Below are 23,521 nucleotides of genomic sequence, written 5' to 3' on the forward strand. Positions count from 1 at the left end.
GCCGAACCTCTTTCTGCCGGTGGGGCTGCCCGCTGACAGTCTGCCATCTTTGCGGCGCAGGTAGGGTTGGACAGTGAGCAGCAACGCACCATCCCCGGACAGCACTAACGACGGCGGCGCCCAGCTGGGGGTGGGCCCATGGGAGGGCCCGCAGCCGGAGGGCGACCACTGGGATCCGGAGCTGCTGGCGGCCGGCGACACGCGCAATGTGGTGGATCAGTACCGCTACTGGAAGCATGAGGCGATCGTCGCGGACCTGGACCGGCGCCGGCACAGTTTCCATGTGGCGATCGAAAACTGGCAGCACGACCTGAACATCGGCTCGGTGGTGCGCACCGCCAATGCGTTCATGGCCAAGGAAGTGCACATCATCGGACGACGCCGGTGGAACCGCCGGGGCGCGATGGTCACCGACAAATACCAGCACGTGCGGCACCACCCGACGGTGGAGGAGTTCATCGGCTGGGCACACGGCGAGGGCCTGCGGATCATCGGGATCGACAACTTCCCGGACTCGGTGCCCCTGGAAACCTACGACCTGCCGGAAAACTGCGTGCTGGTCTTCGGCCAGGAGGGGCCGGGGCTGACACCCGAGGTGCATGCGGCGGCGGATGCGACGCTGTCCATCGCCCAGTTCGGTTCGACCCGCTCCATGAACGCCTCCGCGGCCGGGGCGATCGCCATGCATGCGTGGATCCGCCGGCACGTGTTCGGGCAGCGGGTCAGCCGTCCTTCTCCGGGCGCATGACCCAGCCGTTCATGCTCCTGCAGATGGCGGCCAGTTGGGACACCTGCTCGGCGTTGAGCCGATCGAAGACCAGCCGCCGCACTTCCTCGACATGCCCGGGCGCCGCGGCGGCGATCTTGGCCATGCCAGCCTCGGTGAGCTCGGCGATGACGGCGCGGCGGTCCTCGGGGGACATCCGCCGGGTGACGTAGCCTCCTTCTTCCAGCCTGGCAACGATCCGGGAGAGCCGCGACTGGGACGTGCCGGCCGCGGCCGCGAGGTCGCTCATGCGCAGCCTCCGTTCCTTGCTCTCGGAGAGCATGGCGAGCACCATGTAGCCGGCGTGGGTGAGGTCCTCATCGCGCTGCAGCTGCGAATCCAGCGCGGCGGGTACCTTGAACATGAGCGCGACCATGAACCGCCACGCCTCCTGCTCCTCAGAAGAAAGCCACCGAGGTTCAGTCATAGGGATTTCCTCACCCTTTTGGTTGACACTTCAAATAAGCCGAAATACCTTATTTGCAGATTCAAGCAACCAGTCCTAAGGGCATTCTAGGGGAGGCATCATGACGAACGGAACCCAGGCGCTGTATCCACTGGACCGGCACTACCTGACTGCGGTTCCGCGCAGCCTGGCCCAGTCGCTGTGGCAGCCGGCGGACGGGCCGATGCCGGCCCTCTACCTCGGGCACGGTGCGCCGCCCACGCTGGACGACGAGGTCTGGATGGGCCAGCTGTTCGAGTGGGCCATGTCCATGCCCAAGCCGAAGGGCATTGCGATTGTCTCCGCACACTGGGAGAACGCGCCGACCACGATCTCCAGCACAGGGATCAGCACCGAGCTGGTCTATGACTTCGGCGGATTCGAGCAGCGCTTCTACGAGATGCGCTATGACACCCCGGATGCCTCCGGCCTGGCGCATCAGATCCGCGGCCTCATGCCGGATGATGAACCGCTCTTCGAACATCCCAGCCGCGGACTGGACCACGGAGCCTGGGTGCCGCTGAAGATCATGTACCCGCTGGCCGATGTTCCGGTGCTGCAGGTCAGCATGCCCACGCACCAGCCGGACCGGCTGCTGGACCTGGGCCGCCGCCTGCGCGAACTGCGCAATGAGGGCGTGCTGATCATTGGCTCCGGCTTCATGACCCACGGCCTGCCGTTCCTGACCCGTGAGGTCTTCATGGGGCTCGTGGAGGCGCCTTCATGGTCCCGGGACTTCGACACCTGGGCGGGCGAGGCGCTGGCCCGCGGCGATGTGGATTCCCTGGCCAACTACCGCAGACTGGCTCCGGGACTGCCGTTCGCGCACCCGACCGTAGAACACTACACGCCGCTCTTCGTGACCCTTGGTGCGGCCTTTGAACCGGAGCGGCCGGTCACCACCGCCATCGACGGCTTCGTTTTCGGGCTGTCGAAGCGTTCCTTCCAGGTGGCCTGAGGGCTTAAACGGCTTCGGCCGCCCTTCACCGGATCGAGCCGGGAGGGGCGGCCGAAAGGGCAGCCGGACGGGCGGGAATCAGTTGGCCGGCAGGACGAAGGCTGCGTCGATGGTGATGGTGACCTTGTCGCCCACCAGTACGCCACCGGCCTCGAGGGCGGCGTTCCAGGTGATGCCGAACTGCTTGCGGGAGATCTGGGTGGTCGCGGAGAAGCCGGCGCGGGTGGCACCGAACGGGTCCACGGCCATGCCGCCGAATTCGACGTCGAAGGTCACCGGCAGGGTGGTGTCCTTGATGGTGAGGTCGCCGGCGAGCTTGAACTCCTCGGGGCTGCCCTGGGCGCCGGTGGAGGCGAAGGTCATGTTCGGGAACTGCTCGACATTGAAGAAGTCCGCGCCCTTGACGTGGGCGTCGCGGTTGTCGTCATTGGAGTCGAAGGACGCGGTCTTGACGGTCGCGGTGACGGAGGAGCCGTTCAGGGCCTCGCCGACCACCAGGGTGGCATCGGCTTCGGTGAACTGGCCGCGCACCTTGCTGATACCGGCGTGGCGTACGACGAAGCCGATCTCGGTGTGGGCCAGGTCCAGATTCCAGGTTCCGGGGGTGAGGTTGATGCTCATGCGTACAGTCTCCTTGATTGCCGGCCGGGACCGTCCCGGCTGTTCATGTGTATGCATCTAATATGACGGAATTTAGTTGACGTGTCAACCTTCTTCTTATTTCGTCATTTTGCACCCGGCCCCGGGCTGCCCGCTGCCGTGCTTCGGGATTAGGCTGTGTCCATGAGCAATACGGAAGTTGCGCCGCGGGAAGTGCTGTGCGAAACGGGGGAGGTGTGTGCCGGCGTCGAGATGCTTCAGCCGCGCGAGGTTCCGCTTGGCGGTCCGCGTGCCATGGGTGTTCGCCGTACGCTGCCGCAGCGGCAGCGCAGCCTGATCGGTGCCTGGTGCTTCCTTGACCATTACGGGCCGGACCGGGTGGGGGACAGCGGCGGCATGCGCGTGCCCCGCCACCCGCACACCGGGCTGCAGACGGTCAGCTGGCTGTTCACCGGTGAGATCGAGCACCGTGACTCGGCCGGCTACCATGCCACGGTCCGGCCCGGCGAGGTTAACCTGATGACGGCCGGCCGGGGCATCAGCCACTCCGAGTTCTCCACGCCGGACACCACGGTGCTGCACGGCGCGCAGCTGTGGGTGGCCCTGCCGGACAGCGCCCGCCACATGGCGCCCACCTTCGAGCATTACCGTCCCGAACCGGCCGCCGGAGATGGCTGGACCCTGCGGGTCTTCCTTGGTTCGCTGGCCGGCAGCACCTCGCCGGTGACCACCCACACCCCGCTGCTGGGCGCCGAGATCCTGCTCGACGCCGGCGCCGAACTGAGCCTTGCGCTGGATCCGGCCTTCGAGCACGGCGTGCTGCTGGATGCCGGCGACCTGCGCCTGGACGGGCACCCGGTTGAGCAGGACCATCTGGCCTACCTGGCCATGGGGCGGGACTCTCTTATGCTGGCGGCCGGTGCGGCTCCCGTGCGGGTGCTCCTGATCGGCGGGGAGCCGCTGGGCGAGCAGATCGTGATGTGGTGGAACTTCGTGGGCCGCAGCCATGAAGAGGTCGTCAGGTACCGGTCACACTGGCAGGCGGAGATCGGCGCCGAGGACCGGAGTGAACCGTACGACGACGGCACCTCCTTTCCCCGGTTCGGCACCTTCCCGGCCGGCGGGCCCGCCCCGCTGCCGGCCCCCGTGCTGCCCAACACCCGGATGCGCCCCCGCGGCTGAGGCCCCTCGCAGGCGCCCCCGGCCGGCAACCGCTTCACACAACGCCGTCTGCGGAACCGCCCCGGGAAACTTGGCTAGGATGGGGGCAGAAGAGGTTCTCTTCCCATCCACACAATGTGTACAAGGAGTCAGGCATGCCCATCGCAACCCCTGAAATCTACGCCGAGATGATCGACCGCGCCAAGGACGGCGGCTTCGCTTACCCGGCCATCAATGTGACTTCCTCCCAGACGCTCAACGCCGCGCTTCAGGGATTCGCCGACGCCGGTTCCGACGGCATCATCCAGGTGTCCACCGGCGGTGCCGCCTATTTCTCCGGCGCCAGCGTCAAGGACATGGTGGCCGGTTCGCTGGCCTTCGCCGCCTTCGCCCGGGAGGTCGCCAAGAAGTACGACGTCAACGTCGCGCTGCATACCGACCACTGCCCCAAGGACAAGCTGGACGGCTTCGTGCTGCCGCTGCTGGCCGAGTCCGAGGCCGCCGTCAAGCGCGGTCAGGACCCGATCTTCAACTCCCACATGTGGGACGGCTCCGCCGAGACGCTGGAAGAGAACCTGCGCATCGCCCAGGAACTGCTGGCCCGCACCTCCGCCGCCAAGATGATTCTTGAGGTGGAGATCGGCACCGTCGGCGGCGAGGAAGACGGTGTCGAGAACGAGATCAACGAGAAGCTCTACACCACGGTCGATGACGGCATCAAGACCATCGAGGCCCTCGGTGCCGGCGAAAAGGGCCGCTACATCACCGCCCTGACCTTCGGCAACGTCCACGGCGTGTACAAGCCGGGCGGCGTGAAGCTGCGCCCCGAGCTGCTCAACGAAATCCAGACCGAGGTCGGCAAGAAGATCGGCAAGGAGCGTCCGTTCGACCTGGTCTTCCACGGCGGCTCCGGCTCCTCCGCGCAGGAGATCGCCGACGCAGTCTCCTACGGCGTCATCAAGATGAACGTGGACACCGACACCCAGTACGCGTTCACCCGTCCGGTGGCCGGCCACATGTTCGCCAACTACGACGGTGTGCTCAAGGTTGACGGCGAGGTCGGCAACAAGAAGATGTACGACCCGCGCGTCTGGGGTGCCGCGGCGGAGAAGAGCATGGCCGCCCGCGTGGTCGAGGCCTGCGAAAACCTGGGCTCGGCTGGCAAGAAGCTCTAATGTCGGACGAATTCCGCCGGAACCTGCTGGGACCGGAACCAACGTACCTGCCCGAGGAGCCGGAGGTCGCCGAGCGGTTGGCCGCCGGCGACGAGGCGGTTGATCTGGCAGCCAAGCACCCGGCGTCGTCCTTGCTGTGGGCCATCCTGGCGGATGAGGCGTACGCGGAGGGCCGGACCGTCGAGTCCTATGCGTACGCCCGCACCGGCTACCACCGGGGACTGGATGCGCTGCGGCGCTCGGGCTGGCGCGGGGCGGGCCCGATTCCGTTCTCCCACGAGCCCAACCGCGGTTTCCTGCGGGCGCTCTACGCGCTCGGCCGGGCGGCCGGGGCGATCGGCGAAGCCGAAGAGGCGGACCGGATCGCCAAGTTCCTAAAGGAATCCGACCCCGAGGCGCTGGCCCAGTTGGAGGCCTGACCTCCCCGTTGACTCCGCAGTTGCGGTCCTTGTGCATGTTGAAAAGGGCCTCAACTGCGGAGTCATTTAACGGCGGGTTGAGGGTGAGGTGGGGCGGCCCCGGCGCCGCCGGGAAAGCTGACAAATCAGAACAGCCTGCCTAGAATTGTAAACAATTGACAACATTCAGCGGCAGGAACGGAATCCGGACATGGCTCAACAGCGCTTCATCGAACCGTTGATCCAGGAATCGACGCCCTCCATCATTGCCCGGAAGCTTCGCCACGCCATCGCCTATGGGGAGCTCGCGCCCGGCGCCCAGCTGGGCGAGGCCGAGCTCGCCCGGGAACTCGGCGTGAGCCGCGGCCCCCTGCGTGAGGCCATGCAGCGGCTGACGCAGGAGGGGCTGCTGGTGAGCATCCGCAACCGCGGCCTGTTCGTGATCGAAATGACGGATGAGGACATCCGGGACATGTACATCGCCCGCACCGCCGTCGAATGTGCCGCCGGCAGTCTGCTGGCCCAGGCGGATCATCAGAGCGCAGGGGAGGAGCTGCGGGAACAGGTACGCCGGATGGAGAAGGCAGCCAGGGCGGACGACCGCACGGAGCTGAGCGAGGCGGACATGGTCTTCCATGAGGTGCTTGTGGCGCGGGCGCAAAGCCCCCGGCTCTCCCGCATGCACAACACCTTGCTGACGGAGACCCGCATGTGCCTGCGCGCGCTGCAGGACAGGTACCGCAGCGCGGACGAACGGGTCCTCGAGCACCAGGCGATCGCCGATGCCGTGTACAAGGGCGACGGCCCTCTGGTGGAGAAGCTGTTGATCGCCCACAAGGACGACGCGCTGGAGCGGCTGACCGCCAAGCAGCAGATCGCCTAGGCCCTGGCGGCTTCGGCTTCCTTCTCCGCCTTGATGGCCGCGTTCTCTGCCGCGTCGGTGCCGGGAATGTGGTTGCCGCGCAGCGAGCAGCGTGCGGTTTCGCGCATGCATAGGATCGCCACCAGGCCGATGGCACCGGCCGCAGCGAGGTACCAGCCGGGCACCAGCGTAGAGCCGGTGGACTCAATCAGCGCGGCGTTGACGGCCGCCGCCGTTCCGCCGAAGATCGCCGTCGAAATGTTGTACCCGATCGCAAAGCCGGAGTAGCGCACCTTGGTGGGGAACAGCGCCGGCAGCGTCGAGGAGACAGAGCCGATCAGGATCACCAGGAACAGGCCCAGGATGGCGAGGCCGATGATCTGCAGGGCCAGGCTATTGGTGTTGATCAGCAGGAAGGCCGGTACGGAGAGCACCATGTAGCCCACGGCGGCTGTGATCAGCAGCGGCTTGCGGCCGATCCGGTCAGACAGGGCGCCCAGCGGGTTGATGACGCACATCATGGCCAGCATGATCCCCACCAGCATCAGGTTGCCCTGCGCGGTGCTGAGGCCCAGATTGGCGCTGAGGTACGTGGGCATGTAGGTCAATATCAGGTAGTAGGCCACGTTCAGCAGGACCACGAAACCCATCAGGACCACGATCTGGCGCCAGTACATGCGGAACAGGTCGCGGAAGGGCCGCTTGCTGGTTTCATGGTGCTGCTCGGCTTCGGTGAAGACCGGGGGTTCCTGCAGCCGGACCCGCAGCCACAGGGCGGTCAGGCCCAGGGGCAGGGTCAGCAGGAAGGGCAGCCGCCACCAGCCGGCGAGCATGCCGTCGTCGCCGACCAGCAGGATCAGGACGGTGCACAGCAGCGCGCCCGCGCTGGTGCCGGCCAGGGTGCCGAATTCCAGGAAGGCGCCGAAGAAACCGCGGCGCCGGTCCGGCGCGTATTCAGCCATGAAGACGGCTGCACCGCCGTATTCGCCGCCGGTGGAGAAGCCCTGGACCAGCCGGCACAGCAATAGCAGGATCGGCGCGAGGATGCCCACGGACTCGAAGGTCGGCAGGACGCCGATGGCCGCCGTCGCCAGTGTCATGATGGTAATCGTCAGCACCAGCACCTTCTGCCGGCCGATCCGGTCTCCCAGCGGGCCGAGCACGATGCCGCCGAGCGGACGGATGATGAAGGACAGGGCCAGCGTGGCAAAGGTGAGCACGATGCCCAGCCCCGCGTCGCCCGACTCGCTTCCGAAGAACACCTGGGCCATGTAGACCGCAAGGTAGCCGTAAACCGCGTAGTCGAACCACTCGACGGCGTTGCCCAGCGCCGAGCCCGCGATGGCCTGGTGGAGCGTCTTCTTCTCGTGCCGGTCCATCTGCGCGACGTCGGTTTGGCCGGGCAGATGCCCCTGCGGTTCCGCGGCTGCAGATCGGCCGGAATGGTCATTGGCAGTCACGGGGACTCCTTTGAGAGCGTTGGTACGTTCCGGTCAGTTCCGTTAGGTTCCGTTCAGTCTTGCCGATCGTGCGTAGGCTTATCAAGGCGAAGGCCCGCGCTGCGGTAACAATTTCGGCAACGCTGACCGACTCGTCCACCTGGTGCGCTTGGTCATTCAGGCCGCCTGGCCCCAGCACAATTGTGGGGATGCCGAAGTCGCGGGCGACGAAACCGCCGTCGCTCGACGCGCTCCAGCCACCCACCGGGCTGGTGCCGCCGCCGGCATCGGCGACCGCTGCCACCGCACGGCCGACCAGCGGATGGCCGGCGGGAGTTCGGAAGCCGGGCATGTCCATGGTGACGTCGAAACGGACGGAAATGCCGTCCGTGTCAATTCCTGCCTCGCTCACCTGCGCGGCCAGCGCCGCCACGATCTCCTGCGGATCTTCCCCGGGCATCAGCCGGCGGTCGATCCAGACCCGGCATTCGGCGGCCACCATGGAGGTGCCGTCGCCGCCGTCGATCCTGCCGATGTTCCAGCTGCCTGCCCCGAGCAGGTTGTCGCGGTTGAGCTGCAGCCGCTCATGGTCCCGCTGGATCAGGTCGATGATCCTTGCCGCCGCGTTGATGGCGTTCCGGCCGTCCGCCGGACGCCCGGAGTGCGCCGCCTTCCCCGTGACCGTAAGTTCAATGTAGGCATCGCCGCGGCAGCCGATCACGGTCTCCAGGTCGGTTGGCTCGGCCACCACGCACGCCGCGAACTCGCCCGTGGGTCCGCCCGCGGTCAGCGCGCGGATGCCGATCCCCAAGTCCTCCTCATCCACGGTGCAGACCAGCTGGACCGGTCCCTCCAGCGCCGCGCCTGCCTCCCGGATTGCGGCCATGGCCAGCACGACGGCGGTCAGCCCGCCTTTCATGTCCGTGGAGCCGCGGCCATACAGCCTGTCGCCCTTGTGCACCGGCACGAACGGCGGCCGGGACCAGCCGTCCCCGGCCGGGACCACATCCGAATGCCCGAGGAACATCACCCCGGGGACCGGTTCCCCGGCATTTTCTCCGGTATTGCTGCCCGGCAGGGTTGCCACCAGGTTGGGGCGGCCCGGAGCCACCTCGGTGGTGCTGACCTCGAAGCCGCGGGCCGCGCAGGCCCGGGCCAGGACCGCGACGGTTTCCTGTTCCGTGCCGCCGGGATTCTCGCCGCCGGCGGCAATCAGCGCCGAGGCAAGTTCGACGGCGGCGCTTTCGTTAATGAGGGACAGAACCTTCGCTTCGGGGCCGGTCACCGTTCCCGCTCCAGCGCCAGGTCCATCGCTCTGGCCAGCCGTTTGACGCCTTCCTCCGTCCGCTCCGGCGTGGTGGAGGCGAAGCAGAGCCGCAGCGCGTCGTCGAACTTTCCACTGGCGGACAAGGCGGGGCCCGGGATGAAAGCCACGCCCTCGGCCAGTGCGGTCTCGAACAGCCGCCGGGTGGACGTTCGCGCATCCTCGCCCTGCAGGGTGACCCAGAGGAAGAAGCCGCCTTCGGGGTCCGTCATGGTGATGCGGTCTCCGAGGTGCCGCCGCAGGCTGTCCTGCATGGCGTGCTTGCGCCGGCGGTACTCGCCGCGCAGGCCGACCAGGTGGTCCGCCAGTCCGCCCCGGCGGATGAACTCGGAGACGATGTGCTGATTGGGCACATTGGTGCAGGTGTCCATGGCCTGCTTGGCGTTGATAACCAGTTGCCGCACGGCCGGGTCGGTGTCCACCCAGCCCACGCGCAGGCCGGGCGCCAGGATCTTGGAGAAGGTCCGGACGGAGAACAGCAGCGGGTCCGCGGGGCTGAGGGCCTGCAGGCTGGGGAGATCCTCGCCCTCGAAGCGCAGCAGGCCGTAGGGATCGTCGTCGATGACGACGGCGTTCCACCGGTGGGCCAGTTCCAGCAGCAGTTCGCGCCGCTGCAGCGAGAGCGTGGTGCCGGACGGGTTCTGGAAGTTGGGGATCACGTAGATGGCCTTGGGCGTCCGGCCGGCCCTTTCCACCAGTTCCGGCAGCGCCTCCACGATCAGCCCGTGTTCGTCCATCGGGGCCTCGAGCAGCTCAGCACCGTAGCTCAGCGCGGTAGCGGAGCCGTTGGTGTAAGTGGGGGATTCCACAATCACCAGGTCGCCCGGGTCGACGAAGATCTTGCAGGCCAGGTCCAGGCCCTGCATGCCGCCGGCGGTGATCGTGACGCGTTCTTGGCTGGTCGGATCGGAAGTGCCGGACAGGTAGTCGACCAGGTTCCACAGCAGTTCCGGCTCGCCCTCGGTGGCGCCGTAGGTGAAGGAACTGTGGTCGAACCGGCCGGCCGCGATTTCGCGGAACAGCTCCATGGGCACCGCCTCGTCCGCCGGGGCGCCCATGGCGAAGCGGACGATGTCATGTTTCTGGGCGGCCAGCAGCGAGGTGCTGGAGTCGATGACCGAGCCGACCAGCAGATCGGCGCGGCGGGCAAGGGGAATGGTCGAAGTCCGCATGATCAGTTCCTTTTCTGCAGCAGTTCGCGCGGAAAGCTGGTGAATGTTTCGATGCCGGTGGCCGTGACGCGGATCGATTCGGACAGCTCATAGCCGTAGTTGTCCATCCACATGCCGGCGATCAGGTGGAAGGTCATGTTCTCCTCCAGAATCGTCTCGTCCTCCGAACGCAGGCTGGCGGTGCGCTCGCCCCAGTCCGGCGGGTAGCCCAGGCCGATGGAATAGCCGATCCGGGAACGCTTCTCCAGCCCGTACTTGGCCAGGGTCCAGTTCCAGGTCTGTGCCAGCTCACGGGTGGGCACACCGGCGCGGACCACGTCCAGGACGGAGTTGATGCCGTCCCCCACCGCGTCCGCCAGCTTGGACAGTTCCGCGGTGGGCTCGCCCAGCATCACGGTCCGGGCCATAGGCACGTGGTACCGGCGGTGCGCACCGGCCAGTTCGATGACCACGGGTTCGTTGTCCTTCAGGGGCTGGTCGTTCCAGGTCAGGTGCGGGGTGTCCGCGGACTCGCCCGCGGGCAGCATCGGCACGATGGCGGTGTAGTCCCCGCTGATTTCGGGTGTTCCGGAAATCTGGGCGGCGGTGATGGCCGCCGCGACATCGCACTGCCGCACCCCGACGTCGATCGTCTCCACGGCCGCAGTCATGGCCCGGTTGCAGACGATCGCAGCATTGCGCATCAGCTGGATCTCCGCCGGGGACTTGACCAGCCGCACCCAGTTCACCAGCTCGAAGCTGTCCACCAGGGTCCACTCCGGGATGGCATTGACCAGCGCCCGGTAGGCCTTGGGGGAGAAGAAGTGGGAATCCATTTCCAGCCCGACGCAGCCCTTGCTGGCCGGCGCGATCAGGTAGCGCTGGCGCAGGGCGAACGCCACCCAGTCAAAGGGGTGGATGTGCGGCCGGTGCACATAACTTTCCGGGTAACCGATGATGTTCTCCGGCGGCAGCCACGCGGTCCGGAATCCTCCGTTGGCATCCATTTCGCGCAGGAAGAAGAGCATGTCGCCTTCCTCGGGAATGAACAGCACCTGGGGCGTATAGAAGGACCAGGCGTCATAACCGGCGAGGTAGTTGATATTGGCCGGATCGGTGACCAGCAGGGCCGACAGTCCCTGCCCCGCCATGCGCCGGCGCACCTTGGCCAGCCGTTGTGCGTACTCGTCTACGGTGAAGAGCACGGTGCACCTCCCTCGTTAGGTTCGGCCTTGCCAGGTCCGCTGTTAGATGCGCGGAATGGCCAGGTACTTGTACTCCAGGAATTCCTCGATGCCGACCTTGCCGCCTTCACGGCCCAGGCCGGACTGCTTCACGCCGCCGAACGGCGCCGCCGGGTTGGACACCAGACCCGTGTTCAGGCCCAGCATGCCGACCTCCAGTTCCTCCCCGAGCCGCAGTGCACGGTCGATGTCCTGGGTGAACAAGTAGCCCACCAGGCCCCACGGGGTGTCGTTGGCCATCCGGACGGCCTCGTCATCACTGTCGAAGGGAATGATCGGCGCCACCGGACCGAAGATCTCGGTGCCCATCAGCTCCGACTCCGGGCTGACGTCCGTCAGGACGGTCGGATGGTAGAAGTAGCCCGGGCGGTCCGGGCGGCTGCCGCCGGCCACCACGGAGGCGCCGCGTTCGACGGCGTCATCCACCAGCTGCTGCACCTTCGCCAGCGCCTTTTCCTCCACCAGGGGTCCGACGTCGGTCCCCGCCTCCGCGCCGTTGCCCACCTTCAGCGCGGCCATGCGCTCGCCGAGCCGGCGGGCGAATTCCGCAGCGACCGAACGGTGCACGAAGAGCCGGTTGGCGGCGGTGCAGGCCTCGCCCATGTTCCGCATCTTGGCGACCATGGCGCCGTCGACCGCGCGGTCCAGGTCAGCGTCCTCGCAGACGATGAACGGTGCGTTGCCGCCCAGCTCCATGGAGGTGCGCATGACGTTGCGGGAGGCCTGCTCCAGCAGGATCTTCCCGACCTCGGTGGAGCCGGTGAAGCTGATCTTCCGGGCGATGCCGCTGTCCATCCACGGCTCCACGACGCTGCCGGCATCCGAGGTCGTGACCACGTTCAGCACGCCCTGGGGCAGGCCGGCCTCCACCAGGATGTCCACCAGCGCCAGCGACGTGAGCGGGGTCAGTTCGGCCGGCTTGAACACCATGGTGCAGCCGGCGGCCACGGCCGGGCCGATTTTGCGGGTGCCCATGGCCAGCGGGAAATTCCAGGGTGTGATCAGCACGCAGGGACCCACCGGCTCGCGGGTCACCAGGATGCGGTTCTTCCCGTCGCCGGTGGTGGTGTGGTCGCCGCCGATCCGCACGGCCTCCTCGGAGAACCAGCGGAAGAATTCGGCGGCGTAGGCCACCTCGCCCCTGGACTCGGCCAGGGGCTTGCCCATCTCCGAGGTCATGATCAGGGCCAGCTTATCCTGGCGGGCCATGATGAGCTCGTAGGCGCGGCGCAGGATCTCGCTGCGCGCGCGGGGCGCCGTCCTGGCCCATTCCTTCTGGACCCGGCCGGCGGCCTCGATGGCGCGCCGGGCGTCCTGCGGGCCGCCGTCGGCCACCCGGGCCACGACCTCGCCGGTGGCCGGGTTCTCCACCTCGAAGGTTCGGCCCGATTCCGCCGGGGTCCAGACGCCGTCGATGAACAGGTCGGTGTTGATCTTGCCGATGATGGCGGCGGCATTCAGGGCGTTGGTCATCAGGTCTCCTTTGATCGGTCAGGGAGGGAGTCTGTGGACTGGTCCAGCAGCTGGGCCAGGTGCAGCGATTCCCGCGACTCGTCCAGCTGCCTGACCTGCATGAGGCAGCTGAAGCCGTCGGTGAGGACGGGTGTTTGGGCGGGCGTCGCGCGCAGCGCGGGTGCCAGGGCGAGCGCGGCGACGTCCATGCTGACGTCGTAGTGCTCCGCCTCGAAGCCGAAGTTGCCGGCCACGCCGCAGCAGCCGGTCGCCTCGCGCACCTCCGGCACGCCGACGGCGGCCAGGGCCGCGCGCTGGGTGGCCGCGCCGAAGACCGAATATTCGTGGCAGTGCGTCTGCACCGTCACGGCGGCGGGCGCTTGTCCATCGCGCCACTGCGGCTGCCAGCCGGCCCGGGCCTGCTCCGTCACAGCCGCCGCGAAGCTGAGCACCCGGCCCGCCACCCGCCGGGCAGCCTCGGTGTGGACCAGCTCCGGCAGATCCTTGCGCAGCGCAGCCGCGCAGCTCGGTTCGATCACAACGATCGGGCGGTCCGTGCCGTCGTCGAGGGTTTCCGCCGCCTTGGACAGCAGCTTCTTCGCCGTGTCCAGCTGCCCGGTGGAAAGCCAGGTCAGGCCGCAGCACACCTCGGCGCTGCATTCGACGCTCCGCCCGGCGGACCGCAGCACCCGCTGCGCCGCACCGGCGGCTTCCGGGCGGAAACCGCGGGTGAAGGTATCGACAAAAAGTACGACGTCGGCAGCCGCCTGGGTGCCGGCGGATGCTTCGATGGCCTTCCGCCAGGCACCTGCCGGGGCGAATTTCGGCAGACTGCGCCGGGTGGTGAGTCCGCCGGCCCGGGCGATCAGCCGGCCCGCCGGGCCGCCCAGCACCAAGTTGACCAGCGGCGCGATCCGGCCGGTGATCTTCAGCCACCGCGGCAGCCAGCCCAGCGAATAGTGGGAGAGCGGCCGCAGCCGGTGGCGGTAGAAGTGGTGGAAGAACTCGGACTTGTAGGTGGCCATGTCCACGCCGACGGGGCAGTCGATGGAGCAGGCCTTGCAGGACAGGCACAGGTCGAGCACCTCCCGCACCTCCTTGGAGCGCCAGCCCTCGGCGACGTTCCGGGCGCCGCGGACCATCTCCTGCAGGACACGGGCGCGTCCGCGGGTGGAGTCCTTCTCATCGCCGGTGGCCCGGTAGCTGGGGCACATGACCCCGCCGGTATCGCTGCGGCAGCGGCCCACGCCGACACAGCCCTGCACGGCGTGCACGAAGGGATCGGCACCGTGGGCAGCTACCGGCTGCAGGTCAAAGCTGGTCCGCCATTCGCGCACCGGCACGCCCTCGAGGGCCAGATTTTCAGTGACCTTCTGCGGCTCAACGATGGAGCCCGGGTTGAGCAGCTTCTGCGGATCCCAGATGGCCTTGAACGCGGCGAAGGCCTCAATCATGGCCGGCGAATACATGATGGGCAACAGCTGAGAGCGGGCGCGGCCGTCGCCGTGTTCGCCGGAGAGCGAGCCGCCGTGGCGCACCACCAGGGCTGCGGCAGCCCGGGTGAATTCCTCCATCACGGCGCGTCCTTCGGGCGTGCGCAGGTCGAACGTCAGCCGCACGTGCATGCAGCCGGCGCCGAAGTGCCCGTACATCACGCCGTCCAGGCCGTGCTGCGCCATCAAGCCGCGGAAGTCCGCCAGGTAGCCCGCCAGGTTCTCCGGCGCGACGGCGGAATCCTCCCACCCAGGCCACGATTCACCGCCGGTGGCAAGCCGTGCGGACAGTCCGGCTCCGTCCTCACGCACCCGCCACAGGGACGCGCGCTCCACCGGATCCGGGACCACCCGTCCGTCAATCAGCCGGCCGTTGCCGCGCAGCCGTTCGAGCAGCTCGTCGGCCTGGGCCCGCACCTGGGCGGGATCGTCGCCGTCGAGGTCCACGTACAGCCAGGCTTTCCCGCGGGGCAGTCCGAGCACCGAATCGGCGCCGCGGCGGAACTGCATGGTCTTGACGATCGCCTCGTCGATGCCCTCGATCGCCGCGGGCGAGTACTCCAGGATAGTGGTGACGTCGCGCGCAGCCGCCACGACGTCACCGTACCCCAGGCTCACCAGCAGCGCGGAGGCGGGCTTGGGCACCAGCTGGACCGTGGCGGCGACCACGATCGCGCAGGTGCCCTCGCTGCCTACCAGTGCGCGCGCGACGTCGAACCCGTGCTCCGGGAGCAGGTGGGAGAGATGGAAACCGGAGACCTGCCGGGGGATCCGCCCCAGTTCCAGCCGGAAGTCCTTCAGGTTGTCCCGGCACAGCTGCTGCAGGGCCGCCGTGATGTCCGCGGCGCGCTCGGCCGCCGGAGCGTCGCCGGGGATGGTGGCGCGCAGCCCGGAGCGGGTGGCCGTCAGCCGCAGCCCTTCCGCGGTGACCATGTCCAGGGCCGCCACATGGTCCGACGTGCGGCCGTAGCGGACGGAGTGGTTGCCGCAGGCGTCGTTGCCGATCGAGCCGCCGATGGTGGCACGGCTCTTGCTCGACGGATCCGGCGCGAACGTCAGCCGGCCGTCCGTAGCGGCCTCCGCCTCGCGCTGCAGGGAAGTAATGACGACGCCGGGCTCCACCACCGCGGTCCGCGCCCCGGCGTCAATGGCCAGCACCCGGTTCAGATGCCGGGAGAAGTCCAGGACGATGCCGTCACCCACCGCGTTGCCCGCCATGGACGTACCGCCGCCGCGGCTCACCACCGGAATCCGGTACTCATGGCAGAAGCGGACCACCTCCGCCACCTCGGCTGCGGACCGCGGAAAGACGACGGCGGCCGGCGGGACCCGGTAATTGGAGGCGTCGTAGCTGTACTCGGCCAGGCGGCGGGACGCGGTATCCACCGGGATTCCGCGTTGCCGCAGCGCTTCGAACAGGTCCGCGGCGACGGGCTGGGCGGCGGTTGTGGTCATGGGGGTGCGGTTGTCCTTCCTAAGCGGCGTCGGTCAGGAAGCCGTGCCGGTGGCCAGGGCGGCCTCGAGTGCCGTCAGTCCCAGATCGATTTCCTTCTCATTCACTACCAGCGCCGGGATGATCCGCACAACATTGCCGCGGGTACCGCACGGCAGCAGCAGCAGGTTCTCCTTGACCGCGGCCTGCTGCACGGCGATGGCGGCCGCCGGGTTCGGGTTGCCCTCTCCGTCGACGAATTCGATGGCCTGCATCAGGCCCAGGCCGCGGACATCGCCCACCAGCGGATTGCCCTCGCAGATGCGGCGCAGGCCGGCCTGCAGCTGGTCACCGCGCACCCGCGAGTTTTCCACCAGCTTCTCGTCCCGGACGACGTCCAGCGTGGCCACGCCGGCCGCCGCCGCGACCGCATTGCCGCCGTAGGTTCCGCCCTGCGAGCCGGGCCAGGCCTTTTCCATCAGGGCTGTCGGCGCGGCGATCGCGGAGATCGGGAAACCGCTGGCCAGGCCCTTGGCCGTGATAATGATGTCCGGAGTGATGGTGGAGTGCTGGTGCCCCCAGAATCTGCCGGTGCGGCCGACTCCGGCCTGGACCTCATCGAGGATGAGCAGGATGCCGTGGCGGGTGGCGCGCTCGCGGAGCCCCTCGAGGAAGCTGGGCGGAGTGGGCAGGTAGCCTCCGTCACCCAGGGCCGGTTCGATGATGAATGCGGCCGTGTCATCCGGGCTGGAGATGGTCTGGAGCAGGTAGTCCAGTTCCTTGAGGGCGAAGTCGACGGCGGTCTGCTCGTCCCAGCCGTAGCGGAAGGCGTAGGGGAACGGGGCAATGTGGACGCCGCCCATGATCGGGGAGAAACCGGAACGGAACTTGGTGCCTGCGGTGGTCAGCGACGCGGCGGCGACGGTGCGGCCGTGGAACCCGCCGTGGAAGGCGATGAGGTTGGGCTTGCCGGTGGCCATGCGGGCCAGGCGCAGGGAGGCTTCCACGGCCTCGGAACCAGAGTTCGCATAGAAGACGCTGTCCAGGCCCCCGGGCAGGACCTCACCGAGCTTCTCGGTCAGCCGCAGCAGGGGCTGGTGCATGACGGTGGTGTACTGGGCATGGATGATCTTGCCGACCTGTTCGCGGGCGGCTTCGACCACGCGGGGGTGGCAGTGGCCGGTGCTGGTGACGCCGATGCCGGTGGTGAAGTCGAGGTACTTTTCGCCGTCGGTCCCGTAGATCCAGGAGCCCAGAGCGTGGTCCACGACTACAGGGGTGGCTTGCTTGAGGGCGGGGCTGAGCGTTGTCATGCCTCCCATGGTGGGAGAGGCCCTGCAGATTGTCAACAATCTTCCGGAAATGCTTTCCAGGACTGTCAGGCGTAGCGCCGCAGAATTGTTGACAATCCTACGCGCGTCCTCTTTGCTGGAAGCATGGAATCCCTGAAGCGCCCCGTCATTGCCATTTTGGCGAAGCCGGATCAGCCGCGCCCGGCCGGCATGGCGGAAATCGCGCAGCGGGCGGAAGTCCGGTATACGGATGCGGAGGGCCTGGCCGGGGCCATCAAGGACGCGGACGTCCTGTTCCTCTGGGATTTTTTCTCGACGGCGCTGCGGGACGCCTGGCCGTATGCCAACGCGCTGCGCTGGGTGCACATGGCCGCCGCCGGGGTGGACACGGTCCTGTTCGAGGAGCTGGCGGAGTCCGGCGTCGTGCTGACCAACGCCCATGGCGTGTTTGACCAGCCGATCGCCGAATACGTGCTGGCCTGCATCCTGGCCCATGACAAGGAACTGCGCGAGAACCACCGGCTCCAGCAGGCGCACGAATGGAAGCACCGCGAGACCAGGAGAACGGCCGGCAGTTCCGTCCTGGTGATCGGAACGGGCGGCATCGGCCGCGCGACGGCCAGGCTGCTGCGTGCCGTCGGCATGGAGGTCCGCGGCGCCGGACGCACTGCCCGTGAACAGGATCCTGATTTTGGCACCGTCGTCCCCACCGCTGACCTGGAGCAGCACGTCGGGTGGGCGGACAATGTGGTCGCCGTGGCGCCGCTGACGGAACAGACGCGCGGCATGATCAATGCCGGGGTTCTGGCGGCGATGAAGCCGTCAGCGCACCTGATCAACGTCGGCCGCGGCCGCCTGGTGGACGAGGAGGCGCTGCTGGCCGCGCTGGAGGCAGGGAACATCGCGGCTGCCTCGCTGGATGTCTTCAGTGTCGAACCGCTGCCGGCGGACAGTCCGCTGTGGGACCTGCCCTCGCTCCACGTCTCCGCCCACATGTCCGGCGATGTTGTCGGCTGGCGGGACGAACTGGCGGCCCAGTTCGTGGAGAATGCCCGGCGCTGGCTGGCCGGTGAGGCGCTGCAGAACGTCGTCGACAAGCGGCGCGGTTACGTTTCCGGCTGAACCTCCACGACCAAGGCAATCTCGACCGGTGCACCACCGGGCAGTTCGGAAACTCCGACCGCCGCCCGGGCATGCCGGCCTTTCTCGCCGAAGTACCGTTCGAGCAGGAGGGAGGCGCCGTTGATGACCTGAGGCTGGTCCCCGAAGCCTTCGGCGCAGGCAACGTAGCCCGTAAGGCTCACGAAGGACACGATCCGGTCCAGGGAGCCGAGCTCCTGCCGGATGGCGGACAGGCAGTTCAGCACCGCGGTCTCGCTGGCCCGCTGGCCCTCGGCAATGCTGACCCCGGCACCGAGCTTGCCCCGGACCGTCAGGACACCGTCACGGGCGGGTACCTGGCCGGCCGTAAAGAGAAGATTTCCGGCCCGGCGGACCGGAACATAATTGGCCACCGGTACCGGCGGCGCGGGCAGCGCCTGCTCCAGTTCACGCAGTTGGTTTTCCAGGTTGCTCATAGGTCGCCACGCTATTCACCATCCAAATTATCGTCAACGATCTGCGAATCACCGGGCGTCCTCCGGCTCCAGCTTTCCGGCTGCGGTGCCTTTCGCAGCCGGCCGTTCCGCGGGATGATGCAGCTATGAGGTCGGAGCAGCTGTTCGAAAGCCTTGCCGCCACACTTGCCGAGGCCGGAGTCACCCAGGGAACCACCTTCGGAACCAAGGCGCTGAAGCTCAACCGCAAGGCCATCGCGTGCCTGCACGGCGAGGGCATGGCCTTCCGGCTGGGCCGCGATACCCGGGCGCATGCACACGCCATGGCACTGGACGGCGCCGGGCCGTTCGATCCGTCCGGCCAGCACCGGCCGTTCAAGGACTGGGTGCTGGTGCCGCTCTCCGGGTGCGTGCATTGGCAGGAACTTGCCGAAGCAGCGCTGGACAACCTGGCCGCTGCGGACACGGCGCCGGCACCGGACGCCCTGGACTAAGCACTGATTCCAGCCGGAAAGTGGCTATCCGGTAAACTTGCTGCGTAAGAGCCCCTGATCTCCTGCGTAATCCCGGCTGCAATTTCTGCTGTGCGACGTGGCGGCAGCGTACCGCCGCAATGGGAAACGCTGCAGATCTTCGGGGGCGTTCTCATGCACGGCACGGCCCTGGCGGCGCAGCAGTCCGCCCAGGGCGGCCGTAACGAATGGGGGAGGATCCCATGCCAGCGATTGTGATTGTCGGAGCCCAGTGGGGCGACGAAGGTAAGGGCAAGGCAACCGATCTGCTCGGTGGCCGCGTGGACTACGTGGTCAAGCCGAACGGCGGCAACAACGCCGGCCACACCGTCGTCGTCGGCGGTGAGAAATACGAACTGAAGCTCCTCCCCGCCGGCATCCTTAGCCCCAACGCGGTCCCGATCATCGGCAATGGCTGCGTGGTCAACCTCGAGGCCCTGTTCGAGGAGATCGACGGCCTGGAATCCCGCGGCGCGGACACCTCCCGCCTGCGCGTCTCCGCCAATGCCCACCTGGTGGCGCCGTTCCACCAGGTGATGGACAAGGTCACCGAGCGCTTCCTGGGCAAGCGGGCCATCGGTACCACCGGGCGCGGCATCGGGCCCACCTACATGGACAAGGTGGCCCGGCTGGGCATCCGGGTCCAGGACATCTTCGACGAATCCATCCTGCGCCAGAAGGTGGAGGGGTCCCTGCGCCAGAAGAACGAGCTGCTGGTCAAGGTCTACAACCGCCGCGCCGTGGAGGTCGAAGAGATCGTCGACTACTTCCTCAGCTTCGCCGACCGCCTGCGGCCGCTGGTCATCGACTCCGTCTACGTGCTGAACCAGGCGCTGGACGAGGGCAAGGTGGTTCTCATGGAAGGCGGGCAGGCCACCTTCCTGGACGTGGACCACGGCACCTATCCCTTCGTCACTTCCTCCAATCCGACGGCGGGCGGCGCGTCCGTCGGTTCCGGCATCGGCCCGACCCGGATCAGCCGCGCGGTAGGCATCATCAAGGCCTACACCACCCGCGTGGGCGCCGGGCCGTTCCCCACCGAGCTGTTCGATGAGATGGGTCTGTACCTGCAGAAGACCGGCGGCGAGTTCGGCGTGAACACCGGCCGTCCGCGCCGCTGCGGCTGGTACGACGCCGTGCTGGCGCGCCATGCCTCCCGCGTCAACGGTTTCACGGACTACTTCGTGACCAAGCTGGACGTGCTCACCGGTATCGAGAGGATTCCGGTCTGTGTGGCCTACGACGTCGACGGCGTCCGGCATGATGAGATGCCGATGACGCAGACCGAGTTCCACCACGCCAAACCGATCTTCGAGTACTTCGACGGCTGGAGCGAGGACATCACCGGCGCCAGAACCATCGAGGACCTGCCGGAGAACGCCCAGACGTATGTGAAGGCGCTGGAGAAAATGTCCGGCACACGGTTCTCCGCGATCGGCGTCGGCCCGGACCGCGAGCAGACCATCGTGATCAACGACCTCATCAACGACTGAGCCTGGTCTCCGCGGAGCCGGCGCCCGGCTTGGCCGGGCACCGGCTCCCGGGGCTTTTCTGTAGGCTGGAGCCACGACGGATCCTGCAGTAAAGGCGGTGCACCATGAAGGTCAGTGTTGGACAATTCCGTCCTTCCGGAAACGTGGCGGAAAACCTTGAGACCATGCGCTCCCTCGCGGAACAGGCCCGCAAGGACGGCGCGGAGCTGATGCTCTTCCCTGAGGAGTCCATGTTCACGATCGGCCAGGTCGAGGGCAGCCTCAGCGCGGCCGTCGACACCCAGTGGTCCACCTTCGTGCAGCAATTGTCCTTCATGGCCAAGGACCTCGGGCTGGCCATCGTCGCCGGCGGCTACGAAGCCAGCGGCGAGGACCGTCCGTTCAACACCCTGGTCATCGTCAATGCCGATGGCGCAATCGTGGACACGTACCGCAAGCTTCACCTCTATGACGCGTTCAGCTACCAGGAGTCCAGGCAGATCAAGCCGGGCGACGGCGGCATCAAGGTGGTGCCGATCGGCGGGCTGAGCGTCGGCGTGATGACCTGCTACGACCTGCGGTTCCCGGAAATGGCCCGCAGCCTGGCTGACAAGGGAGCCGACCTCATCCTGGTGGCCGCCGCCTGGTTCAAGGGCGACCACAAAATCGACCACTGGGAAACGCTGCTCAAGGCAAGAGCGATCGAAAACACCTGCTGGGTCGCGGCCGCGGGGACGTCGAGCGACCATACCGTGGGGCATTCGGTCATTCTCGATCCGATGGGCATTCCGCACGATTTCCTCAATGACGAGGAGCAGGCAGTGGTGACGGTGGACGTCACGCGCAAGCGGATCGACGAGGTCCGGGAGTTCCTTCCGGTGCTGAAAAACCGCCGGTTTGAGGCGTCGAAGGTGATCCTTCCGGGTAGCTAGAAAAATTTCCGGAAACTTTTTGGATCCTGAGTAACCTTTCGGACCGTCCGTTCGATTACCCGTATGTAAGCGCCGCGCCGAGGCTTTCCCCCCAACGAGCCTCGGCGCGGGCTTCTTACACGTTAGGGGGGGACGTGCATGATGGCGGCGGCATTCCGTGTTCCTGCCAGTCGGGCAGTAACTATTGGCGAGGATCCACGGCGGCTATGATTAGGGGCGCCGCCTACCAGCCCTCCCCGAAGGAATAAGCCGTGACTGCCACCTTGTCAGACGACGTTCTGACGGCGGCCCAATCCGGCGACCAGGAGGCTTTGAGACATATTTATGCGGGCTTGTCTCCGTCTGTACTGGGTTACCTGGCGGCCAAAGGCACGGAGGACCCGGAAGGCATGGTCCAGGAAGTATTCCTCACGGTCTTCACGGCGCTGGACAGAGTGACCGGCGGAGTCAAAGGTCTGCGGACATTCGCGTTCTCCGTGGCCCATGCACGGATGGTCGATGAATCCAGGCGCCGGTCCCGCAGCCCCAAGATGTCGGGGTACGACCCTGCGACGGATGCCCGCGTGAGCCAGTCCGCGGAAACTGTAGTGATGGAGTCCCTAGATGGCGGCGGCGTGACCCAGTTGCTGGAACACCTCAACCCCGACCAGCGCGAAGTACTGACGTTGCGGATCGTCGCCGATCTGTCCATTGAGCAGGTTGCCCGGATCATGGGCAAATCAACCGGTTCGATCAAACAACTCCAACGGCGCGGCCTGGCCAAACTTAAGGCACTGGTGGAAGAAAGGACTTACCAGCATGACTGATGACCGATTCATTGCTGCTCTGCTGGATGAGTCCGGTGTAGAACCGACGCCCCAGCTGAGCGAGGCGCTGCAGGGCTTGCGGGCCCTTGGCTCAGGACCTGTTCCTCGTCCGTCACCGGAAGTTGCGCAACTGCTGGCGGGCAACATCGCAGCGATCCGGCCGGTGTCCCCCCACCGTGGACGGCGCCGGCGTGCTGCCTTCATCAGCGTCGGCGTTGCGGCCACCATGACGCTCGGGGTCTCGGGGGTAGCGGCGACCGACGAACATTTCCGTGACTCCGCGGGAGAGGTCGTGGGCAGCATCTTCGGTTTCCTGAACCCCTTCGACTCCGCCGCAGGACCACAGGACGACGCGGCCGAGGTTCCGGCGGTTTTCGACGACGGCCTGACAGTGGAGGAAGCGCCGGCGGTTAAGCCTGCCCCGGCAGCCGATGCCACCGAAGCAGGCCCCGCCGGGCCAGCCCCCGCCGCATCTGTGCCCGGTGAATCCTTGCCCGGTGAATCCTCGCCGGCAGGGACCGCGCCGGCCCCTGCCGGCGGAACGAATCCTGCTCCCGCACCCGTGCCTGCGGTGCCCGGGAACCCGGCCCCGCAGGGTCTGCCCGGCGGAAATGCGGCCACCGGGTCCGCCAACCCGGCCGATTCCGGAGTGTCCGGCAGGCCCGGTCCTGCTGCGGGGCAGGGGCAGGTGCTGCCGCCGGGTCAGTTGAGGAAACTGGTGCCGGAGCAGGTGCTGCCGCCCGGCCAAGTGACGGAACTGGTGCCCGAGGGGGTACTGCCGCCGGGACAGGTGCTGCCGCCAGGGCAGTTGAAGAAGCTGGTGCCGGAGCAGGTGCTGCCGCCCGGTCAGCTGAAGAAGCTGGTACCGGAGCAGGTGCCGCCGCCCGGTCAGCTGAAGAAGCTGGTACCGGAGCAGGTGCCGCCGCCCGGCCAGTTGAAGAAGCTGGTACCGGAGGGCGCTGGGCCGGGACAGCAGCTGTCCCGGACCCTGCTCTGATCGCCGCAGTATTTATTCTCGGTCCTCCAGGTCAGGCAAGCCGCCCGGAAGCAT

General features: G+C 67.3%; 22 protein-coding genes. 12 read left to right on the forward strand and 10 right to left on the reverse strand.

Features of this window, described 5'->3' with window-relative positions; translation table 11 throughout:
* Positions 1-73 precede the first annotated feature (73 nt).
* Entirely contained in the window at positions 74-748 is a 675-nt protein-coding gene (locus tag AC5RWU_RS04760) for a TrmH family RNA methyltransferase (RefSeq protein ID WP_494029989.1), read from the forward strand.
* On the opposite strand, the gene AC5RWU_RS04765 is transcribed toward AC5RWU_RS04760, so the two are convergent.
* A complete protein-coding gene (locus AC5RWU_RS04765) occupies positions 723-1,193 on the reverse strand; it encodes a MarR family winged helix-turn-helix transcriptional regulator (protein WP_494029988.1) in 471 nt (156 codons plus the stop codon). The two genes, AC5RWU_RS04760 and AC5RWU_RS04765, sit on opposite strands and share 26 nt — an antisense overlap.
* A 100-nt stretch (positions 1,194-1,293) precedes the next feature.
* Between AC5RWU_RS04765 and AC5RWU_RS04770 the strand changes: the two genes are divergently transcribed.
* The gene (locus AC5RWU_RS04770) at positions 1,294-2,169 is read left to right on the forward strand and encodes a dioxygenase family protein (RefSeq protein ID WP_494029987.1); all 876 of its coding nucleotides are present in this window, start codon (positions 1,294-1,296) and stop codon (positions 2,167-2,169) included.
* Between the two features lie 78 nt (positions 2,170-2,247).
* Here AC5RWU_RS04770 and AC5RWU_RS04775 read toward each other — a convergent pair whose 3' ends face one another.
* Positions 2,248-2,790, reverse strand: coding sequence for a YceI family protein (locus AC5RWU_RS04775; RefSeq protein WP_494029986.1), 543 nt, complete (start codon positions 2,788-2,790; stop codon positions 2,248-2,250).
* A 162-nt stretch (positions 2,791-2,952) separates the two neighbouring features.
* On the opposite strand from AC5RWU_RS04775, the gene AC5RWU_RS04780 reads away from it, so the two are divergent.
* From AC5RWU_RS04780 to AC5RWU_RS04795, 4 genes are all read left to right on the forward strand, one after another.
* Positions 2,953-3,951 carry a pirin family protein gene (locus AC5RWU_RS04780; protein ID WP_494029985.1) on the forward strand — a complete coding sequence of 333 codons (999 nt, stop codon included), beginning with the start codon at positions 2,953-2,955 and terminating at the stop codon, positions 3,949-3,951.
* A 134-nt stretch (positions 3,952-4,085) separates the two neighbouring features.
* Positions 4,086-5,105: a class II fructose-bisphosphate aldolase gene (gene fbaA / locus AC5RWU_RS04785; RefSeq protein ID WP_494029984.1), complete on the forward strand. Its 1,020-nt coding sequence runs from the start codon at positions 4,086-4,088 to the stop codon at positions 5,103-5,105.
* A complete protein-coding gene (locus AC5RWU_RS04790; RefSeq protein WP_494029983.1) occupies positions 5,105-5,524 on the forward strand; it encodes a DUF3151 domain-containing protein in 420 nt (139 codons plus the stop codon). The genes fbaA and AC5RWU_RS04790 overlap by 1 nt, the downstream gene beginning before the upstream one ends.
* 190 nt (positions 5,525-5,714) lie before the next feature.
* Complete coding sequence (locus AC5RWU_RS04795) at positions 5,715-6,386, forward strand: GntR family transcriptional regulator (protein ID WP_494029982.1); 672 nt, start codon at positions 5,715-5,717, stop codon at positions 6,384-6,386.
* Here AC5RWU_RS04795 and AC5RWU_RS04800 read toward each other — a convergent pair.
* Genes AC5RWU_RS04800 through AC5RWU_RS04830 form a run of 7 tightly spaced genes read right to left on the reverse strand, consistent with a single transcriptional unit; the run spans position 6,383 to position 17,213 of the window.
* Positions 6,383-7,825, reverse strand: a complete 1,443-nt coding sequence (locus tag AC5RWU_RS04800; RefSeq protein ID WP_494029981.1) for an MFS transporter — start codon at positions 7,823-7,825, stop codon at positions 6,383-6,385. The two genes, AC5RWU_RS04795 and AC5RWU_RS04800, sit on opposite strands and share 4 nt — an antisense overlap.
* Positions 7,812-9,089, reverse strand: coding sequence for a M20 family metallopeptidase (locus tag AC5RWU_RS04805; protein WP_494029980.1), 1,278 nt, complete (start codon positions 9,087-9,089; stop codon positions 7,812-7,814). Before AC5RWU_RS04805 ends, AC5RWU_RS04800 begins: the two co-directional genes overlap by 14 nt.
* Positions 9,086-10,300, reverse strand: coding sequence for an aminotransferase-like domain-containing protein (locus AC5RWU_RS04810; RefSeq protein ID WP_494029979.1), 1,215 nt, complete (start codon positions 10,298-10,300; stop codon positions 9,086-9,088). Before AC5RWU_RS04810 ends, AC5RWU_RS04805 begins: the two co-directional genes overlap by 4 nt.
* A 2-nt stretch (positions 10,301-10,302) precedes the next feature.
* Positions 10,303-11,484 (reverse strand): M24 family metallopeptidase, encoded by a 1,182-nt coding sequence (locus AC5RWU_RS04815; RefSeq protein WP_494029978.1) that lies wholly within the window; start codon positions 11,482-11,484, stop codon positions 10,303-10,305.
* A 42-nt stretch (positions 11,485-11,526) separates the two neighbouring features.
* Positions 11,527-12,996: an NAD-dependent succinate-semialdehyde dehydrogenase gene (locus AC5RWU_RS04820; RefSeq protein ID WP_494029977.1), complete on the reverse strand. Its 1,470-nt coding sequence runs from the start codon at positions 12,994-12,996 to the stop codon at positions 11,527-11,529.
* Positions 12,996-15,923 (reverse strand): FAD-binding and (Fe-S)-binding domain-containing protein, encoded by a 2,928-nt coding sequence (locus AC5RWU_RS04825; protein ID WP_494029976.1) that lies wholly within the window; start codon positions 15,921-15,923, stop codon positions 12,996-12,998. Before AC5RWU_RS04825 ends, AC5RWU_RS04820 begins: the two co-directional genes overlap by 1 nt.
* 33 nt (positions 15,924-15,956) lie before the next feature.
* Positions 15,957-17,213: an aspartate aminotransferase family protein gene (locus tag AC5RWU_RS04830; protein ID WP_494029975.1), complete on the reverse strand. Its 1,257-nt coding sequence runs from the start codon at positions 17,211-17,213 to the stop codon at positions 15,957-15,959.
* 123 nt (positions 17,214-17,336) lie between these two features.
* Here AC5RWU_RS04830 and AC5RWU_RS04835 point away from each other — a divergent pair, with 123 nt between their 5' ends.
* Positions 17,337-18,314, forward strand: a complete 978-nt coding sequence (locus AC5RWU_RS04835) for a D-2-hydroxyacid dehydrogenase (RefSeq protein WP_494029974.1) — start codon at positions 17,337-17,339, stop codon at positions 18,312-18,314.
* On the opposite strand, the gene AC5RWU_RS04840 is transcribed toward AC5RWU_RS04835, so the two are convergent.
* Complete coding sequence (locus AC5RWU_RS04840) at positions 18,299-18,769, reverse strand: RidA family protein (protein WP_494029973.1); 471 nt, start codon at positions 18,767-18,769, stop codon at positions 18,299-18,301. The two genes, AC5RWU_RS04835 and AC5RWU_RS04840, sit on opposite strands and share 16 nt — an antisense overlap.
* A 125-nt stretch (positions 18,770-18,894) precedes the next feature.
* Between AC5RWU_RS04840 and AC5RWU_RS04845 the strand changes: the two genes are divergently transcribed.
* The 5 genes from AC5RWU_RS04845 (at position 18,895) to AC5RWU_RS04865 (ending at position 23,467) form a co-directional block, all read left to right on the forward strand.
* Complete coding sequence (locus AC5RWU_RS04845; RefSeq protein ID WP_494029972.1) at positions 18,895-19,242, forward strand: hypothetical protein; 348 nt, start codon at positions 18,895-18,897, stop codon at positions 19,240-19,242.
* Between the two features lie 221 nt (positions 19,243-19,463).
* Entirely contained in the window at positions 19,464-20,753 is a 1,290-nt protein-coding gene (locus tag AC5RWU_RS04850; RefSeq protein ID WP_494029971.1) for an adenylosuccinate synthase, read from the forward strand.
* 104 nt (positions 20,754-20,857) lie between these two features.
* Positions 20,858-21,664 carry a carbon-nitrogen hydrolase family protein gene (locus tag AC5RWU_RS04855; protein ID WP_494029970.1) on the forward strand — a complete coding sequence of 269 codons (807 nt, stop codon included), beginning with the start codon at positions 20,858-20,860 and terminating at the stop codon, positions 21,662-21,664.
* 251 nt (positions 21,665-21,915) lie between these two features.
* Entirely contained in the window at positions 21,916-22,470 is a 555-nt protein-coding gene (locus tag AC5RWU_RS04860; protein ID WP_494029969.1) for an RNA polymerase sigma factor, read from the forward strand.
* Positions 22,463-23,467, forward strand: coding sequence for a hypothetical protein (locus AC5RWU_RS04865; RefSeq protein WP_494029968.1), 1,005 nt, complete (start codon positions 22,463-22,465; stop codon positions 23,465-23,467). The genes AC5RWU_RS04860 and AC5RWU_RS04865 overlap by 8 nt, the downstream gene beginning before the upstream one ends.
* The last annotated feature ends 54 nt before the right edge of the window (positions 23,468-23,521 follow it).

The organism is Arthrobacter sp. B0427-1-12 (assembly GCF_059092905.1).

Excerpts from the sequence above, each read along its gene's own strand:
- AC5RWU_RS04765 (WP_494029988.1), bottom strand. The coding sequence starts at position 1,193 with ATGACTGAACCTCGGTGGCTTTCTTCTGAGGAGCAGGAGGCGTGGCGG.
- AC5RWU_RS04770 (WP_494029987.1), top strand. The coding sequence starts at position 1,294 with ATGACGAACGGAACCCAGGCGCTGTATCCACTGGACCGGCACTACCTG.
- AC5RWU_RS04775 (WP_494029986.1), bottom strand. The coding sequence starts at position 2,790 with ATGAGCATCAACCTCACCCCCGGAACCTGGAATCTGGACCTGGCCCAC.
- AC5RWU_RS04780 (WP_494029985.1), top strand. The coding sequence starts at position 2,953 with ATGAGCAATACGGAAGTTGCGCCGCGGGAAGTGCTGTGCGAAACGGGG.
- fbaA (WP_494029984.1), top strand. The coding sequence starts at position 4,086 with ATGCCCATCGCAACCCCTGAAATCTACGCCGAGATGATCGACCGCGCC.
- AC5RWU_RS04790 (WP_494029983.1), top strand. The coding sequence starts at position 5,105 with ATGTCGGACGAATTCCGCCGGAACCTGCTGGGACCGGAACCAACGTAC.
- AC5RWU_RS04795 (WP_494029982.1), top strand. The coding sequence starts at position 5,715 with ATGGCTCAACAGCGCTTCATCGAACCGTTGATCCAGGAATCGACGCCC.
- AC5RWU_RS04810 (WP_494029979.1), bottom strand. The coding sequence starts at position 10,300 with ATGCGGACTTCGACCATTCCCCTTGCCCGCCGCGCCGATCTGCTGGTC.
- AC5RWU_RS04820 (WP_494029977.1), bottom strand. The coding sequence starts at position 12,996 with ATGACCAACGCCCTGAATGCCGCCGCCATCATCGGCAAGATCAACACC.
- AC5RWU_RS04825 (WP_494029976.1), bottom strand. The coding sequence starts at position 15,923 with ATGACCACAACCGCCGCCCAGCCCGTCGCCGCGGACCTGTTCGAAGCG.
- AC5RWU_RS04830 (WP_494029975.1), bottom strand. The coding sequence starts at position 17,213 with ATGACAACGCTCAGCCCCGCCCTCAAGCAAGCCACCCCTGTAGTCGTG.
- AC5RWU_RS04835 (WP_494029974.1), top strand. The coding sequence starts at position 17,337 with ATGGAATCCCTGAAGCGCCCCGTCATTGCCATTTTGGCGAAGCCGGAT.
- AC5RWU_RS04840 (WP_494029973.1), bottom strand. The coding sequence starts at position 18,769 with ATGAGCAACCTGGAAAACCAACTGCGTGAACTGGAGCAGGCGCTGCCC.
- AC5RWU_RS04845 (WP_494029972.1), top strand. The coding sequence starts at position 18,895 with ATGAGGTCGGAGCAGCTGTTCGAAAGCCTTGCCGCCACACTTGCCGAG.
- AC5RWU_RS04850 (WP_494029971.1), top strand. The coding sequence starts at position 19,464 with ATGCCAGCGATTGTGATTGTCGGAGCCCAGTGGGGCGACGAAGGTAAG.
- AC5RWU_RS04855 (WP_494029970.1), top strand. The coding sequence starts at position 20,858 with ATGAAGGTCAGTGTTGGACAATTCCGTCCTTCCGGAAACGTGGCGGAA.
- AC5RWU_RS04865 (WP_494029968.1), top strand. The coding sequence starts at position 22,463 with ATGACTGATGACCGATTCATTGCTGCTCTGCTGGATGAGTCCGGTGTA.